Origin of the sequence: Actinoplanes sp. CA-252034 (assembly GCF_050956125.1) — a bacterium.
Lineage (GTDB): Bacteria > Actinomycetota > Actinomycetes > Mycobacteriales > Micromonosporaceae > Actinoplanes.
This window is the reverse complement of the sequence record NZ_CP191846.1, coordinates 5,858,430-5,874,170: the sequence shown is the minus strand read 5'-3', so window position 1 is coordinate 5,874,170 and position 15,741 is coordinate 5,858,430. Positions and strand designations below refer to the sequence as shown.

The 15,741-nt window shown below is 72.8% G+C and carries 14 protein-coding genes; 5 read left to right on the top strand and 9 right to left on the bottom strand.

Annotated elements, in window-relative coordinates; genetic code table 11:
- The first annotated feature begins 32 nt into the window (after positions 1 to 32).
- The gene (locus tag ACQPZW_RS26970) at positions 33 to 815 is read left to right on the top strand and encodes a class I SAM-dependent methyltransferase (RefSeq protein WP_433788817.1); all 783 of its coding nucleotides are present in this window, start codon (positions 33 to 35) and stop codon (positions 813 to 815) included.
- Here ACQPZW_RS26970 and ACQPZW_RS26965 read toward each other — a convergent pair.
- Complete coding sequence (locus tag ACQPZW_RS26965; protein WP_433788816.1) at positions 776 to 1,408, bottom strand: MBL fold metallo-hydrolase; 633 nt, start codon at positions 1,406 to 1,408, stop codon at positions 776 to 778. The genes ACQPZW_RS26970 and ACQPZW_RS26965 overlap by 40 nt on opposite strands.
- A 10-nt stretch (positions 1,409 to 1,418) precedes the next feature.
- Entirely contained in the window at positions 1,419 to 2,312 is an 894-nt protein-coding gene (locus ACQPZW_RS26960; protein ID WP_433788815.1) for a TIGR03564 family F420-dependent LLM class oxidoreductase, read from the bottom strand.
- A 111-nt stretch (positions 2,313 to 2,423) separates the two neighbouring features.
- Here ACQPZW_RS26960 and ACQPZW_RS26955 point away from each other — a divergent pair, with 111 nt between their 5' ends.
- Positions 2,424 to 2,948: a TetR/AcrR family transcriptional regulator gene (locus ACQPZW_RS26955; protein ID WP_433788814.1), complete on the top strand. Its 525-nt coding sequence runs from the start codon at positions 2,424 to 2,426 to the stop codon at positions 2,946 to 2,948.
- Between the two features lie 60 nt (positions 2,949 to 3,008).
- Here the strand turns inward: ACQPZW_RS26955 and ACQPZW_RS26950 are convergent, their stop codons facing one another.
- Complete coding sequence (locus tag ACQPZW_RS26950; RefSeq protein WP_433788813.1) at positions 3,009 to 3,581, bottom strand: TetR/AcrR family transcriptional regulator; 573 nt, start codon at positions 3,579 to 3,581, stop codon at positions 3,009 to 3,011.
- 49 nt (positions 3,582 to 3,630) lie between these two features.
- Between ACQPZW_RS26950 and ACQPZW_RS26945 the strand changes: the two genes are divergently transcribed.
- Entirely contained in the window at positions 3,631 to 4,470 is an 840-nt protein-coding gene (locus tag ACQPZW_RS26945; RefSeq protein WP_433788812.1) for a Vgb family protein, read from the top strand.
- Between the two features lie 121 nt (positions 4,471 to 4,591).
- On the opposite strand, the gene ACQPZW_RS26940 is transcribed toward ACQPZW_RS26945, so the two are convergent.
- Together ACQPZW_RS26940 and ACQPZW_RS26935 are read right to left on the bottom strand one after the other, a co-directional pair.
- Positions 4,592 to 6,607 (bottom strand): hypothetical protein, encoded by a 2,016-nt coding sequence (locus ACQPZW_RS26940; protein ID WP_433788811.1) that lies wholly within the window; start codon positions 6,605 to 6,607, stop codon positions 4,592 to 4,594.
- Between the two features lie 60 nt (positions 6,608 to 6,667).
- Positions 6,668 to 9,628, bottom strand: a complete 2,961-nt coding sequence (locus ACQPZW_RS26935; RefSeq protein WP_433788810.1) for a glycosyl hydrolase — start codon at positions 9,626 to 9,628, stop codon at positions 6,668 to 6,670.
- Positions 9,629 to 9,769: 141 nt separating this feature from the next.
- Between ACQPZW_RS26935 and ACQPZW_RS26930 the strand changes: the two genes are divergently transcribed.
- The gene (locus ACQPZW_RS26930) at positions 9,770 to 11,392 is read left to right on the top strand and encodes a diguanylate cyclase domain-containing protein (protein ID WP_433788809.1); all 1,623 of its coding nucleotides are present in this window, start codon (positions 9,770 to 9,772) and stop codon (positions 11,390 to 11,392) included.
- Between the two features lie 15 nt (positions 11,393 to 11,407).
- On the opposite strand, the gene ACQPZW_RS26925 is transcribed toward ACQPZW_RS26930, so the two are convergent.
- The 3 genes from ACQPZW_RS26925 to ACQPZW_RS26915 form a co-directional block, all read right to left on the bottom strand.
- On the bottom strand, positions 11,408 to 11,941 hold the full coding sequence (locus ACQPZW_RS26925) for a hypothetical protein (RefSeq protein ID WP_433788808.1): 534 nt from the start codon (positions 11,939 to 11,941) through the stop codon (positions 11,408 to 11,410).
- A 292-nt stretch (positions 11,942 to 12,233) separates the two neighbouring features.
- The gene (locus tag ACQPZW_RS26920) at positions 12,234 to 13,475 is read right to left on the bottom strand and encodes an RNA polymerase sigma factor (RefSeq protein ID WP_433788807.1); all 1,242 of its coding nucleotides are present in this window, start codon (positions 13,473 to 13,475) and stop codon (positions 12,234 to 12,236) included.
- The gene (locus tag ACQPZW_RS26915) at positions 13,472 to 13,828 is read right to left on the bottom strand and encodes a YciI family protein (protein ID WP_433788806.1); all 357 of its coding nucleotides are present in this window, start codon (positions 13,826 to 13,828) and stop codon (positions 13,472 to 13,474) included. The genes ACQPZW_RS26920 and ACQPZW_RS26915 overlap by 4 nt, the downstream gene beginning before the upstream one ends.
- 136 nt (positions 13,829 to 13,964) lie before the next feature.
- Between ACQPZW_RS26915 and ACQPZW_RS26910 the strand changes: the two genes are divergently transcribed.
- Positions 13,965 to 14,444, top strand: a complete 480-nt coding sequence (locus ACQPZW_RS26910; protein ID WP_433788805.1) for a hypothetical protein — start codon at positions 13,965 to 13,967, stop codon at positions 14,442 to 14,444.
- Between the two features lie 7 nt (positions 14,445 to 14,451).
- Here the strand turns inward: ACQPZW_RS26910 and ACQPZW_RS26905 are convergent, their stop codons facing one another.
- Entirely contained in the window at positions 14,452 to 15,702 is a 1,251-nt protein-coding gene (locus ACQPZW_RS26905) for an SMI1/KNR4 family protein (RefSeq protein ID WP_433788804.1), read from the bottom strand.
- Positions 15,703 to 15,741: the final 39 nt, after the last annotated feature.

The window sequence follows — 15,741 nt, the reverse complement described above, 5'->3', positions numbered from 1 at the left end:
CCGTGCCCGCGGAGGCGGATGGTGCCGGTCTCGTGCCCGCGGACGGCGCCGGGTTCGCGGCGGACGGCGCCGCCGGGTCGGGGACTGCCTCTGCCGCGGCGGCATCTGTCTCGCCGTCCGCCGTGGACGCCCGCAGGTTCGCCGCCGCGTCACTGGCCGCGGGCGACCCCACCGGATGGTTCGAGCAGCTGTACGCCGAGTCGCGCGCCGGCCACGCCGAGGTCCCCTGGGATGTCCCGGCGCCCAGCGCCCATCTGCGGGCGCTCACCCTGCCCGCCGGGGAGGGCCGCCGAGCGCTCGTCGTCGGCTGCGGCCCCGGGCGGGACGCCGAGTACCTTGCGGGGCTCGGCTACCGGGTGACCGCTTTCGACATCTCGGCCACCGCCATCGACCTGGCCCGTGAACGTCACCCCGGCAGCGCCGTCGGCTACGTGGTCGCCGACCTGCTCGATCCGCCCGGCGAGTGGCGGCACGCCTTCGACCTGGTCCTGGAGAGCAACAACGTCCAGGCCCTGCCGGTCACGATCCGTTCCGCCGCGATCCGCACGGTCGGTACGTTCGTGGCGCCGGGCGGCACCCTGATCGTGCTGGCCGCCGCGACCACCCGCATCGACAGCGCCGGCGACGGCCCGCCGTGGCCGCTGACCCGCTCGGAGGTCGAGGCGTTCGCCGTCGACGGCCTGCATCCGCTCTCGGTCGATCTGGTCGCCGCCGCCGGAACCACGCTCCCCACCCGATGGAGGGCCGTCTTCACCTCGGCGGCCGGCCGTCCGGATCAGAGGGTGACCGACTCGCCGAGCGGCACCCGGGAGTAGGCGGTATTGCCCTTGGCCTCCATCCAGGCGTCGAAGTTGCCGTAACCGACGTCGGTCGTCAGCGCCCGGTCGTGGATCGGGAACGCTCGGGCCGGTGCGATGGACCGGGTCATCTCGATGGCCTCCCGGTGCCGGCCCCACGGCGCGGCAGCCGGGACCAGGAGCGTGTGGACCTCGACGTCCGGGACGAAGTACGAGTCGCCCGGGTGGTAGACGCCGTCGATCACGTAGCCGAGGTTGGGGCAGCCGGGCAGGCCGTCGTAGATCTCGGCGTGCCGCCCGCCGACCGCGGTCACCGCGAACCCGGCCACGTCGAACACGTCACCGGCGGCCACCACGGTGACGGCCTCGCCGATCCCGGCCTCGTCGGCCAGCGCCCGCACCGACGCGGGCCCGTGGAGGCGCAGCGGCCGGGAGCCCACCAGACCGGCGATCCGGCCCAGGTCCACGTGGTCGTCGTGTTCGTGTGTCACCAGGATGTCCGTGACCCCGTCGAACGCCTCGTCCTCGGCCCAGGCACCCGGATCGACCAGCACCCGGCGGTCCCCGTTCTCCAGTCGTACGCAGGCGTGCGTGAATTTGACCAGTCGCATGCACCGCACCCTATGCGCTCCGGAGGAGCTCGGTGGTGCGGTGCTGCTCGGCGAGGGTGCCGACCGGGGCCGCGGCGAACTCGGTGATCCCGGTCGCGGCCAGGCGTCCCAAGGCGGCCGTCACCTCCCTCTCGTCGCCGATCAGCGCCACGTCCTGCGGGCCGGGGACGTGCTCGCGGTCCAGGACGGCGCGGTACTCGGGGACGTGGGCGGCCATGCCGAAACGGGCGGCCACATGGTCGCGGGCGGCGCCGGGGTCGTTGGTCACGCAGACGGGCAGGGCGGCGACGATACGTGGTGCGGGGCGGCCCGCCGAGCCGGCCGCGGCGGTCACCCGGGGGACCACGTGGGACTCGAGGGTGCGGGGGCCGGCCATCCAGGTGACGGTTCCGGCGGTCCGCGAACCGGCCAGGTGCAGCAGCCGAGGACTCAGAGCGGCCACCAGAACCTCAGGAGGATCGGTGGGCAGGTGGACCGTACCGCTGAGGGTGAAGAACTCGCCGGAGTGGGTGACCGGGTCGCCGCGCAGGAGCGGCAGCAGGATGTCGAGGTATTCCCGCAGGTAGCGCGCCGCATGGTCGGCCGGTAGGCCGAACATGCCGGTGGTCATCGCGCCGATCCCGGTGCCGACGCCGAGGGTGAGGCGGCCGCCGGTGGCGGCCTGGACGCTGAGGGCCTGGCTCGCCAGGACCAGCGGGTGGCGCTGGCGGATCGGGACCACCGCCGTGCCCAGCGAGAGGTCCGGCGCCTGCGCGGCGGCCATGGTCAGCGCGGTGAGGGCGTCCCAGCCGAGGGCCTGGGCTGCCCAGATGCCGTCGAGGCCGGTCGCGGCGGCCGCCTGGTCGCGGAGGTCGGCGGCGGTTGCCGGCCCCCGCACCTCGCCGATCATGATGCTCGTCCTCATGCGGTTGCACCCTTCCTGTCATCCGGCGTCGGCCGATCGTTCCGGAGAGCCTCTCCGGTTGATGGGCGGTAGCATACGGAGAGGTTCTCCGGTCACGCAACGGGAGGTCGGATGCGCAGCGACGCCCAGCAGAATCGAGAGCGGGTGCTGGCGGCGGCGCGGGCCGAGTTCACCGCGCACGGGGCGGGCGCCTCCCTCAACAAGGTCGCCCAGCGTGCCGGGGTGGGAGCGGGGACGCTCTACCGGCACTTCCCGTCGGCGCAGGCGCTGCTGGTCGCGATCATCGCCGAAGATGTCGCCGCGCTCTGTGCGCACGGGCGCGGACTGCTCGGCGACCCCGACCCGGTGCGGGCGGTGCACACCTGGCTGCGTGCCGTGGCCGTGCACGCGACCGCCATGCGGGGGCTGGTCGCCACCGAGTCGCTCGCCGGCGCCGGGTCCACGCTCGCCGACTGCCACGACGAGATCAGCGCCGTCGGTGCGGCCCTGCTGGACCGGGCCGGCTCTCCCGATCGGGTCGACGACGTGCTGACCGTCGTCAACGCGATCGCCTGGGCCAGTGAGCGAGCCCCGGGAGAGCCGGGCCGGCTCGACCGGCTGCTCGGATTGGTGACCCGCGGCCTGCGGCTCGGCTGATCCCGGCGCGCCTGCAGTTCGACGGCCGCGCGACGCGGGGTGCTCCGAGCCCCGCGGCCGTCAGGCGGCCGCCGCGGCGCCGATGCGGGCATACCGAGCGGCGATGTCGGGCGCTGCGGGGGAGCGCATGAGTGCCAGCTCGTAGAAGATCGGCGCGCAGGAGGCGATCAGGACGGTCCGGGCGTCGGCTGTGGGTGCGGCCCGTTCGACGACGACGGCCGCGGTGGAGAAGCGGTCCTCCCAGAACGCCCGCAGTGCCCGGGCGGCCGCCGGCGAGCGGAACGATGCGGTGATCAGGGCTCGGGTGATCGACGGCTCCGCGGTCAGGGCGCCGACGATCTGGTGATTGATCTCGGTCAGGTCGCCGAGCAGGGAACCGGTGTCCGGCGGCTGCCACGGGTGCTCCCGGGCGGCGTCGAAGGAGTCGGCGAGCAGGCCTCCGGTGTCGCGCCAGCGCCGGTAGAGGGTGGTGCGATGAACTCCCGAACGGTCGGCGACGGCGTCCATGGTGACAGCGTCGAAACCGCCCTCCAGTAGCAGTGATGCGACGGCGTCGAGGACGCGATCGCGGGTGCGGGCGGTGCGGCCGCCGGGCCGGGCGGCTCTGGGGGGTGCTTGCGGAGTCGGCTCCATCTGGTTAATGCTACATCTGTAGCGTTAGTTTGGAGCGGGGAGGTACGACATGACCGAGGTGACTCTTCCGGTGGGATGGGCGCCCTACGCGGTGGCCGGTGACCACGACGGCACGCTGTGGACGACGATCCTGGACCCACCGGGACTGGCCCGGGTCACCCCCGACGGTCTCCGGCACGAGGCATTCGACGCCCGCCCGATGCTGCTGACCGTCGCCACCGACGGCGCGATCTGGTGCACCCGCAGCGACGACCGCCTGGTCCGGCGTGACACCGGCGGCGCCCACACGGTGATCGAGGTGCCGCCCGGCTCGGCCCCCTACGGCATCGCGGCGGCCGCCGACGGGGGAGTCTGGTTCACCGCCCCGGGACTGAACCGGATCGGCCGGGTCACGACCGCCGGCGACCTCACCATGGTCGACCTGCCGGTCCCGGACGCCCGCGCGGCGATGATCACCGTCGCCGCCGACGGCAGTGCCTGGGCCGCGCTCAACGGCGCCGGGGCGCTGGCCCGGGTGTCCGGCGACACGGTGCGGATCATCGAGCTGCCCGGCGGGCGGGCCCCCGCCGCGCCGGTCGGTGTCGCCGCCGGCAACTCCGGGGTCTGGTATGCCGACATCGCCGGGGGCTGCGTCGGTCTCGTCGACGCGTCCGGCACGGTGCGGCAGGTCCGCTTCGACGACCCCGTGTGCCGTCCGCACGCCGTGGCAGCCGATCCCGACGGCGGCTGCTGGGTCACGCTGTGGGGCTCCGGCGAGCTGGCCCGGGTGACCCCCGACGGCGACGTCACCCTGCACGCCCTGCCGGGCCGGGAGCCGCACGGTCTGTGGGTCAACGGCGGCACGGTGTGGGTGGCGATGGAGAGCGGATCCCTGGTGGCGCACGGATGAGGGAGATCCGCGCCGAGGTGGCCGCCGTCGTGGAAGCCACCCCGGCGTCGCCCGGTCGACGTGACATCCGGCCACGACGTCGTGACGACGCGCCCGCGGGAGCCGGCGGCCGTCATCGCCACTATGGCGGTGTGAGCAGGCGGTGACACGAGGCGAGCAGCTCCTCGTCCTCGGTGACCTGAGCCGTCGACCAGGTGTTGTCCGAGACGTTGAACCGCCGGGACGCCGCGATCTCGTCGCGGAACAGTGGTGCGAGCGCCACCGCCAGGGGGCCGCCGGCCGCAGCGGCGATCGCCGGACGGGTCTGCGGATTGCCGCGCCACGCGGCGGCCAGCACCGGTGCGACCCGGTCGGCGTCGCCGGTGAGCCGCCACAGGGCGAGCGCGGCACGCGCCGGTGTCCACCAGTGCCGGTCCGGGGGCGCGTCGAGGTATGTCGCCACCAGGGCGGCGGCCGGAGCGGCGGCGGCGCCCATCGCGGTGATCTCGTCGAATGCCTCGCGGGAGGCCGGGCCGTCCAGGTGCGAGGTCAACCGGGCCAGGGCGCCCGGCCACCGGTCGATGCGCCAGAGGGCCCCGGCCGACGCCGCCGCCAGGCGCGGGTCGTCGCTGGTGACCGCCTGGTGCAGAGCGGTCCGGGCCGCCGCCGCAGCGGGACCGATCCGGCCGAGTGTGGACGCGGACCAGTCACGCAGGGGCGAGGCGAGCAGGTACGGCACGGCCGGCGCCGCATCCGCTCCGAAGGCCCGTAGCGCGGTCTGGAACGCGTACCACTCGGTGGGCTCCCGGTCGGCGGCCGCCAGGACCGGGAAGTGCGGCAGGATCGCGGCGGTGATCCGCTCGGCGTGACCGGGATAGCGGGCGAGCCGGTACCCGATGTCTCTCGGGCGCTGCGGCAGGGTCAGTCCGGTCAGCAGCGGGGGCAGGGCGCGTTCGTCGCCGAACCCGGCGAGGAGATCGAGGTAGGGATGCAGGCCCGGCAGGTCGGCCGAGTACCGGACGGTCCACTCCGGCAGCCCGTCACGCCACGGCTGCGCGTCGATGGCGGCCAGCCGGGCGGCGACCGTCTCCACCGCGGGCGCGGACACCGGGCCCCAGTCCTTCAGCATGCCGGCGGCCCACCCGGCCACCCGCGGCGGCCGTTCGAGGAGCCCGGCGACCCGGGTCACGGCCTCCCGGTAGTCGCCGCGCCGGCCTTCGATCAGCTTGTTCACGGCGAACAGCGCGTCACCGGCGAGGTCGTCGTGGGTGGAGGCGAGCAGCGGCGTGACGATCGCGATCCGTTCCGCCACGCGCGCGCCGAGCGGGTCGGTCAGGTCCTCGATCATGCGGGTGCAGTGCGGCGCCCGGCGTCCCTCGTCGCTCTGTTCACGCATCACCCGCAGCGACCCGATCAGGGTGTCGGTCTCGAATCCGGCCGGGCCGGCGGCGGGACCCTCCTCGGCGTAGGCACGTTCGATGAGCTCCGGGACACCGTCGAGCGGCACCCGGTACGGGTCGTTGCGGGCCACCGCGATCAGGGCCGCCACCGCGGTCGACGCGGGAGCGGACCCGGCGAGCTCGAGCAGTCGGCCGATGGTGGCGTCGTCGAGGGGCAGGCTGCCCAGGGCCTCGAACAGCCCGGTCCTGACCTTGAGGTCGGTCTCGCTGCCGAGCAGGCCGAGGAGCAGGCCGGCCAGGTCGGGAACCGCGGGCGCCAGGGCGACCAGAAGCGACGGCGCGACGGCGCGGACCTCCGGGTCGGTGTCGTCGGCGAGGCGCAGCAGCACCGGCGCCGCCGCCACCGCGAGGGTGTGCGCCCGCACGGCGTGGCGGCGCATCACGATCGTGTCCTCGTCGAGGTCGGCCTCGTCCGGCCAGTCGCCGACCTGGACGATGCTGGTGAGCAGCTCGGCGATGCCGTCCCGGCCGGGCAGTCGCGGCACGGCCAGAGCTTCGATCAGGTACGGCACCACGGCCACCGTCGAGTCGTAGACGTCGCCCTGGTGGTGCACCGCCCCGTACATGGCGTCGAGGGACTGCTCACGAACCGCGGGATCGGAGTCGACCAGCCCCCGCACCCATCCCGGTACGTCCTCGGCCGTGCCGTAGGCGTGTGTGAGCGATTCCCAGTCGATGTCGTCCAGCCCCGTGAACACGGGACGACCCTAGATCATGAGCCGGCGTCCCCGGTGAGGAGGACGCCGGCTCACCGGGTGCTACAGGGCCAGCCAGAGGGACTGGGCGTTCGGCGGCTCCCAGCCGGTCAGCGAGGTGTGCGCCTGACGGCACTGGTACCGCGTCCCGTTGTAGGTCACGACCGCCCCGACCGGGTAGGCGGTGTTCGCCGCCCAGGTGGTCGTGGCGGGGGTGGTCGGCGACGTGGTGGTGCCACAGGAGCCGTAGACGCGCAGCTCGAACGGCGAGTAGCCGTACGGCGTACCCCGGGAGGTGCCGTTGACCCTGATGTGCCGCCCGCTCCCGGAGAGGGTGACCGCATCGGTCCCGCCGTCGCCGTTGGTGACCGTCGCGGCGGTGGCCCAGGTGTTGCCGTCGGCCGAGGTCTGGATGGTGTACGCGCTACCGAACGCCGCCTCCCAGACCAGTTCCGCCCGGCTCAGCGACTGCACCGTACCGAGGTCGACCTGCAGCCACTGCGGGTCGGCGAAGGCGCTCGACCAGCGGGTGGCCGTGTTGCCGTCGACGGCGTTGGCGGCCGGGAAGTCGGCGCTCTCGGTCGACGACGCGGTGGCCGGGCGGCCCTGGGAGAGCAGCGTCCCGGTGGTGCACGACGGTGACGGCGACGTCGGCGTGCTGGGTGACGGGCTGACCACCCCGCCGCCGTTGGCGTTGCCGCCGCTCCAGGTCAGGCCGCCGACGGTGGCGGTCTTGCCGGCCGCGACGCTCATCGTCCGCCCGTCGGAGAACGTCACGTTCAGCGTGCTGTCGGTGATGTTCGACGCCACGTACGTCTTCACGCCGTTCTTGGTGAACACCTTGGCCAGCGGATGGCTCGCCGTGACGGTCTTGTCGATCGTGCCGAGCGCCGCGAGGTTGCGGATCCAGTGGAAGGTGTGCGCCTTGCTCTCGCCCTCCTCGGAGGTGTAGTTGCCGCCGCTCGCCCGGAACTTCGACAGCGCGGCGTCGCCGTCACCGAGTGCCAGGAACTGCCAGTGCATGTCGCGCCACTGCTGTGGCTCGCCGCCGTTGTTGCGCACCAGCTCGGCGTAGGTGTTGCGCACCGACTCCGGGTGGTCGCCCAGGTAGAGCTGCCCACCGGTCATCGGCAGCATGTTGATCCCGACGACCAGCGCGTGCTCGCCGCTGAACCAGGTGGCGTAGGCGCCGCCCGACCCCCAGACGATGGCCGCGTAGTTGTGGCCCCACTGGCTGGGGAAGTTCTCGCCGGTGACGTCGAACCAGTACTCGTTGATCGCCGCGGCCTGCGTGGTGTGCAGCCAGATCCCGGCGTCCCGGACCGTGCTGTTGCCGGTGGCCTGACCCCACTGGATGAGCGCGTTGGAGAAGTTCTGGCCCTCCGACGACGACTCCTGGTTGTTGCCCGCCCCGAACGCGCCGTGCCCGGACGCCCAGTCATGACCGGCGTAGATGTCGAAGTCACGGAGGTACGGGAAGCGCGTGTCACCACGGTCGTAGTTGTTGGCGTCGCGGATGAGCAGGTCGACCATGCCGCCGTACTGGCCGGTGGCCGCCCAGTTCGGGTCGAACTTGGCGAGGGTCGCCGCCGCGGCCACGAAGTAGCCGTAGTGGAAGTGGTGGTCGTTGAGGTCCTCGTCGGAGGCGTACGACGCGGGGTAGCCGATGAGCGTGCCCCAGTTGCGGTCGTAGTAGAACAGTCGCGCGGCCTTGCCCGGCGATGCCGTGAACCAGTCGGTGATCCGCGTCTTGATGACGGTGAGTGCCGCGTCGCGCACGCCGGTGAGGTTGAGCTGGTCGGCGATCTCCGCGATCCGGGCGGCCCGGCCCAGTCCCTTGCCGGTCCAGTAGGTGTCGTCGCCGCGGAAGTCGGCCGGGTTGTTCAGCTCGGCGTTCAGGTAGTTGGTGACCGTCGTCAGGTCGGCGCCGCTGCTGTCGGCGACGGCCGGGATCTCCGGCAGCACACCGGTGTACTTCATCGTGGTGCGGAACTGCGTGCCGGTCACGATCTTCATACGGCCGCGCGGGGAGACGTACGTCTGCGTCGCGGGGGTCGATCCGGTGAGGTAGCGCCATTGATGCGGGTAGAGCGCGATGACCGTGCCCGAACCGCTGCCCTCGCGGGCGGTGGTGGTGAACCCGTAGGTCGTGTCCACCGTGCCGCTCGCCTGGTTGTAGCCGTAGGTGACACGGGTGCCGGTCACGTGGTTGTGCGCGTAGGCGTTCCACGAGTCGGCGATCGCGATCTTCCCGGCCGTGGTGTCGGCGGTCGTGGTCGGCAGCACGCCGACGGTGAAGTACCCCTTGCCCGCCAGCGTCGAGCGGAAGGTGTTGCCGCTCGCCGTCCATGTCGAGCCGGCCGGCCCCCACGCGACGTAGTCCTGCCCGGCGATCGAGAAGCCGAGCCGGTTGCCGCTGTTGGACCAGGCGGTCGGGGGTCCGGTCACGCTGATCAGCGCGTCCCCGCCGGTGGCCTGGAAGTATGTCAGCGGCAGCCCGTGGCCGATGGTCGCCTTCAGCGTGCGGGTGCCGTCGCTCCACGACGGCGTCACGGTCCAGTCGGTCCAGCCGTCGACGAGCGCCTTCGGAGCGTTCAACCCCGCAACCCCGACGACCAACTTCTGCGCGTACGGGTAGTGGTACTCGCCGAGACCGGTGGCGCTGCCGCTGATCGCCGGCGTCTGTTCGTAGGAGAACCCGAGACCGCTCGACACCGGCCGGTAGGCGAGCGGGTGCGCGTACAGCGGCTGAGAGAACGCGCAGTCGTCGCCCTTCTTGAACAGCAGCGACGACCACCAGTCGTTGGTCGGCACGGCGCCCGCGGGCGCGTTCGCGGTGACGTTCTCCCGCGGGTTGGTCGACACCGAGCCGCAGCCGCTGGGCAGTCTCGCCCCGGCCGGGAGTGTCTCGGTGTAGCTGCCGGCCCCGATCGTGGCGGCGTCGGCGCTGCCGGTGAGGGATACCGCCAAGATGCCCGAGCTGACCGCGACCACGAGGGCGGCCGCCGAACGTGCCAATCGCATGGGAAAGCCTCCGGTGGGGGGGTGTGAGAGCGCTCTCTGGATGCAGACGGTAACTGTGTACAGATAGTTCCGTCAATGTTTCCAACTGGTTACCCAGGCTGGAGTCCTTGGCTTCCCGGTCAGCCCGCCGATAATGGGCGGGTGAGCGGATCAATGAGCACCGGCTCGATCCCGTCCGCGGCGCCCACACCCGCCGCCGCACACCCGCCTGCCCGTTCCCCGGCCGCCGTCGCCGCCGAGATCCAGTCGCTGGAGTTCCGGTTCGGGATCGACGGCGCGCACGTGCTGACCCGCTCCGCCGAGCTCGCCGCCGAGGCCCGTGCCTGCGGCGAGCACGCCCTGTATCTGTGGGCCAGGCTGCTGGAGGCCAACATGCGCCGGCGCTCCGGCGAGCTGGCCCCCGCCACGGCCATCTGCTCCGAGGTCAACGCCTGGGCACAGCAGCACCGGCACCGGCCGCTACTGGCCCGCAGCCACCAGCAGCTGTCGACGCTGCACGACAACCTCGGCGACATCGCCGCCGGTCTCGAGCACGCCGTCCGCGCGGTCGAGGCACTCGACGGCGACACCTCGCCCCGGGCCCGCGGCGTCATCCTGCTGCGCCTGGCCGACGTCCTCGCGCAGGGCGGTTCGATCGAGGCGGCCCGCACCCGGTACGGCCACGCCGAGCAGGTCGCCGTCGCCGCCGAGGACGTCGATCTGCACCTGGTGGTGCTCAACAACCAGGCGTACGCCGAGCACCTCTCCGGCGACCACGAGCGGGCCTGGACCGCGATGCAGCGCCTGCGCATGGTGACCGAGGCGGGCGGCGGCGTTCTGTCCGCGGACGCCCTCGACACGATGGCGATGATCCAGATCGGTCGCGGCCGCTACCAGGAGGCGGCCGAGACGGCGCTGGGAAACGTCGAGGCGTATGAGATCGCGGGGCCCGACGACGCCGACGGCCTGGCCGAGTACCTTCTGACCCTGGCGACCGCGCAGCGGCACCTCGGTGACACCGGCGCGGCCCAGCAGAGTCTGGACCGCTGCACCGCACTCTGTCACGAGCGTGACCTCGCCGGCGTCGGCGTGCGGGTCCTGCAGGAGCAGGCCGAGCTCCACGCCGCGTGCGGCGACACCGGGCGGGCGTTCACCGTCTACAAGCGCTTCCACGAGGCCGAGCGCGAGTTGCACTCCCAGCAGCGTGACGCGCAGGCCAGGGCCCGGCACGCCGTCTTCGAGACCGCCGAGGCGCGCCGGGAGGCCGAGCGCTTCCGTGAGCAGGCCCGCCGTGACCCGCTGACCGGGCTGCCGAACCGCCGCTACGTCGACGAGACCCTCCCCGGCCTGCTGGCCACGGCCCCGGTGACGGTCGCACTGGTCGACCTGGACCACTTCAAACGGGTCAACGACATCTGCTCCCACGAGGTCGGCGACCGGGTCCTGGTCGAGCTGGCCGACCTGCTGATCGAGGCGGCCCGCTTGCCCGGGGCGTTCGCGGCGCGCCTCGGAGGCGAGGAGTTCCTGCTGGTCCTGCCGGGTCACGACACGGCCGAGGCGGCCCCGCTGCTGGAACGTTTCCGCGCCTCGGTCGCGGACCATCCGTGGCAGCCGCTGACCGGCAACCTGCCGGTGACGGTGAGCGTGGGCGCCATCGAGTCCACCTCGGGCGACACCCAGCGGCGGGTGCTGGGCGCCGCCGACAAGCTGCTCTACGAGGCCAAACACGCCGGCCGTGACCGGTGTGTCATCGAGGTGTCAGCTCCGGACATCCAGGAGGGGTGACCGCCGCAAGGTTGCTCAGTCGACCTTCCAGTCACCCGACGCGGTCTCCCCGTAGCCACCACCCACGCGAACCAGATGGGGCCGCGAGTGCTCGTAGATCTGGAACACCACCCGGTGATCGAACTGCATACCCGCGTCGATGCCCATCGCCTCGCCGGTCAGAGCCTTGGTCAGCTTGGCATCGTGCTCGTACCAGGTGCCGTCCGCGTCGCACAGCCAGATCCGGTGGTTCACGGTCAGCAGGTACCCGCCTCGCCGGCTGATGTTGTGCTCCCGGATCTTCACCGACACGAGTCGCCGTCCGGCTGACGGCTGCAGATTCGTGCCCGGCTCCACATCGTTCGTACCCCGCACCGAGACCTCGCGCGCCACTTCGTAGGTGAAGGTGTCGCGGATCTCGGCGACGTCGCCGCCCGTGATCCTCGGCCCGCGGCTCGGCAGACTCTCGAGCCGCGGCACCCGCCTCATCCCGGGCACGTCGGTGGGTGCCGTGTCCGGGGCGATCTCCGGGCCGGACAGGCAGGCGTATCCGTCGAGCTCGTCAGCCACGACAGCGAGGGTGCCGCCCGTGACGACCAGAACGGAGACGGCCAGTAGCACCCGCCGCCAGGGGCGACGGCGGAGTGCGGGCGGTGCCGGCGGCTTCACCACTGCCGGTGGCGGCTCGGGCTCCGGAGGCTGCCCGGGCCGGGGGCGCCGGCCCACCTGGAAGGCCAGCGCGACGGCTGTAGCAGCCACGGCTGTGTAGGCGAGACGGCGTAACGTTCGGTTGCTGGGCAGGGGCACGGCCGCTGTCATCGGCGTACCGCGCCCCTTTCCTGAGGGTTGTCCGGTGAGCGTGTCATCCGCCGGGGGAGTGGCGGACCTCGTCGAGACGGTCGGCCAGGTGTGCCCGTTCCACGGCGTTGGCGGTCAGGGCCAGCGCCTCCTCGTAGGCGGTGGCCGCCTCCGGGAGGCGTTCCAGGCGGCGCAGGAAGTCGGCGCGGGCGGCGCTCAGGTACGGGTAGGTGGCCAGCGCCGGCTCGTTCAGCAGCGGCTCCAGGGCGTCCAGGCCCGCCTGTGGGCCGTCGCGCATGCCCACGGCGGCGGCCCGGTTGAGGTCCACCACCGGGGACGGCCACATCGTGCGTAGTACGCCGTACAGCCCGACGATCTCCTCCCAGTCGGTGTCGTCCCAGCTCGGCGCCTCGGCGTGCACGGCGGCGACCGCGGCCTCGACGGCATACCGGGTCGGGGCGCCGCGGCGTAGCGCGTCGGACAGCAGTGCCGTCCCCTCGGCGATCAGCGTGGCGTCCCACAGTGACCGGTCCTGCTCGGCCAGCAGCCGCAACCGGCCGTCCGGGCCGACCCGGCCCGCCGCCCGCGCCTCGTTGAGCAGCATCAGCGCGAGCAGCCCGCCGACCGCCGTGTCGGACGGCATCAGCAGGTGCAGCAGGCGCGCCAGATCGACGGCGGATCGGCACAGATCCCGGCGGACCAGCCGCGGACCGTCCGGGGCGGTGTGCCCGGTCGTGTAGATCAGGTGCACCACCTGCAGGACCGCGTCGACCCGCGCGCCGAGCTGGTCGGGCGACGGCACCCGGTACGGGATCCGCGCCGTCGCGATCTTCCGTTTGGCGCGCGTGATCCGGGCCGCCATGGTCGCCTCCCGCACCAGGAACGCCCGCGCCACCTCTGCCGTCGACAGCCCGCTCACCAGGCGCAGCGTCAGCGCCACCCGAGTGGCACGATCGAGGGCCGGATGACAGCAGGTGAAGATGAGCCGGAGGCGGTCGTCGGCGGCCAGAGCGTCCTCCGGGCCGGGCACGGTGCCGTCGGTGACCAGCAGCGGCAGCGCCCGGCGGAACCGTGCCTCGCGACGCAGCACGTCACGGGCACCGTTGCGGGCCACCTCGGTCAGCCAGGCGCCGGGCCGGTCCGGCACCCCGGAGCGCGCCCAGACACGCAACGCCTGGGCGTAGGCGTCCTGGGCACACTCCTCGGCGAGATCCAGATCCCGGGTCAGCAGCGCTGTCGTGGCCACGATCCGGGCCCACTCCCGGCGGTGCGCCTCGGCGACCGCCGCGACCGCCTCGTCGCTCACCCGTGGAACACGACGGGCCGGATCTCCACGGCACTGTGCGCCGCACGGACCTCGGGCAGCAGCGAGACCAGCTTGATCACCTCGTCGAGGTCACCGGCTTCGAGCAGGTAGAAGCCGCCGAGCCCCTCCTTGGTGTCCAGGAACGGGCCGTCGGTGATGACCGGCTCGCCGGCCACGCCACCGCGCACGGTGGTGGCGGTCGGCGCCGGCTCCAACTGCTCGCCGCCGACGACCCGTGAACCGGCCGCCGCGCGGAAGGCCGCGTGCGCCGCGTCGTGCGCCACCCACTCCTCGGCGGTCATCGCCTCCCACTGCGCGGCGTCACCGTGGATCAGGAGCATGAACTTGGCCATGAACGTCGTCCTCTCTCGGTCGAGGACCGGAACAGGCCCTCAACCCTACGACGATCCGGAGCGGGCGCGGATCGACGGCGGCCCCGGCGAGTTTCGCTGCCGGCGGTGGTTGCCCCGGCACGGCATGATCGTCAGGGTGACCCCTGAGGACGACTGGCAGCTCGGGCATCGGATCGCGGAACCGTGGGGACATGCCGAGACGATCTGGGAGTTGCAGCCGCTGAGCGTGCAACGGCCCGCCACAGGGGAGGCCACCGCCCGGTACCTCTGCGCCACCTGTGACGAGCCGGTCGAGTGCGTCGTCGTCAGCGCCGACGCCAGCGACCGGCGGGCCCGGCAGCGACGGCGGCGCGCCCGGGTCACCACGGTCATCGCCGCGACCTGCGGGGTCGTGCTGGCCGGCAGCACCCTCGGCGGGCTGTCCGGCGCCGTCATCATGGCGCAGGACGGCGAGTGGGCCCTGGTGGCCGGGATGACCGGGCTGACCGCGGTCTACGGATGGTTCGCGGGCAAGGCGTTCACGTGGGTACGTCCGTGGTCGGCGTTCCCACCCGGCGACGGCGACGTCCGGCTGGCCGCCCCGTCGCCGGTGCACGAACTCCGGCCACCGGCCTGACCGGAGGTCAGGCGGTCGCGCGCTGGAAAGCGGCCTTGTCCTCGTCGGTGTACTCGCCGGTGAGCTGGGCGGCGGCCAGCGTGCGCGGGTTCCAGCCCGACGCCAGCAGTTCCCGCCACTGGGCGCCGTTCAGGGACAGCGCCCGCAGGGCGGGGAACGCGGCGATCGCGGTGACGTCGTCGACCAGGGCCTCGGACAGGTCCAGCCGGAGCAGGTGGGGGAGGTCCGCCAGCCCGGCGATGCGGACCGGCTCCTCGTTGCCGGACAGGGTGAGGTACGCCAGGTGGGAGGCGCCGGTGAGCCGCCCCAGGTCGAAACGCGCTGCGTTGACGCTGACCAGCTCCACCGGCGCGTCGGCGGGCAGTTCGAGGTCGGCCCACGCGGCCTTCGAGCGCACGTCGAACGCCCGGACCGTGCGCAGCGAGATGAGTCCGGCCAGGTCACGCAGTCGCAGCTCATCGGTGGCGCGGATGTGGACCGACTGCACCCGCGCTGGATCCTGTTCGGCGGCCACCAGCTCGGCCAGCGGCCGGTCGCCGAGGTCCACCATCCACTCGGCGTCCGGTGCCTCCCAGGCGCCCGGATCCGTGAAGGGGTCGAGGGGAGTGGAGTCCTCGAGCTTGGCCCGGATCAGGTGGGTGAGTGACGGGGCGACGTACTCGCTGTCGTCCCGCCCGTAGGTGAAGATCTGCCCGTACCGGCCGCCCGGCGCCGGGTCGAGGTCGACGACACCGAAGTTCATGGCGTAGTCGCTGGCGAACGGCAGCCAGCGATCGTTGCCGGAGAGGCGCCGGACCCGGCCGTACGGATGCAACTCGTTCACGACCGGATCGTCGGCGAACAGGCCGGTCTCGCCGTTGAAGGTGAGCTCGTCGACCTCGCCCTGCCACTCGATGATCTGTTCCAGCGGCACCGGCTTGAGCCGGCCGGCGATCCCGGACTCGTAGTTGTCGTCGTGCACGAACCGGTAGAAGGCGCGCAGGTCCTCGGGCAGTCGCAGTCCGATCCGGGCCTCCGCGGCGGCGATCTCGGCCTCGGAGTAGCCGGCCTGCCACCTCGGCTCCTTGCGCTGCTCGGCTTCGTAACGCGCCGCGAACGCCGTGACCAGCCCCTCCATCTCGGTCAGCACCCCGGGATCGGTGGGCCGCCCGTCATTGGCCACGGTCATGGGCCGCCCCGGGTCGGGCCACCGGTGCTGCGGGTATCGGTAGTCCGGATCGAACGTCGCCCGGACCGGGGTGACGAAGGGAAATCTCATGATCGCGAAGCATGCCATCGGCAGGGGATCGTCGCTGTC

What these genes read in the sequence shown, in the direction of transcription:
- ACQPZW_RS26915 (WP_433788806.1), bottom strand. Translation starts at nt 13,828, where the DNA reads ATGGCCAAGTTCATGCTCCTGATCCACGGTGACGCCGCGCAGTGGGAG.
- ACQPZW_RS26935 (WP_433788810.1), bottom strand. Translation starts at nt 9,628, where the DNA reads ATGCGATTGGCACGTTCGGCGGCCGCCCTCGTGGTCGCGGTCAGCTCG.
- ACQPZW_RS26945 (WP_433788812.1), top strand. Translation starts at nt 3,631, where the DNA reads ATGACCGAGGTGACTCTTCCGGTGGGATGGGCGCCCTACGCGGTGGCC.
- ACQPZW_RS26955 (WP_433788814.1), top strand. Translation starts at nt 2,424, where the DNA reads ATGCGCAGCGACGCCCAGCAGAATCGAGAGCGGGTGCTGGCGGCGGCG.
- ACQPZW_RS26960 (WP_433788815.1), bottom strand. Translation starts at nt 2,312, where the DNA reads ATGAGGACGAGCATCATGATCGGCGAGGTGCGGGGGCCGGCAACCGCC.
- ACQPZW_RS26905 (WP_433788804.1), bottom strand. Translation starts at nt 15,702, where the DNA reads ATGAGATTTCCCTTCGTCACCCCGGTCCGGGCGACGTTCGATCCGGAC.
- ACQPZW_RS26965 (WP_433788816.1), bottom strand. Translation starts at nt 1,408, where the DNA reads ATGCGACTGGTCAAATTCACGCACGCCTGCGTACGACTGGAGAACGGG.
- ACQPZW_RS26950 (WP_433788813.1), bottom strand. Translation starts at nt 3,581, where the DNA reads ATGGAGCCGACTCCGCAAGCACCCCCCAGAGCCGCCCGGCCCGGCGGC.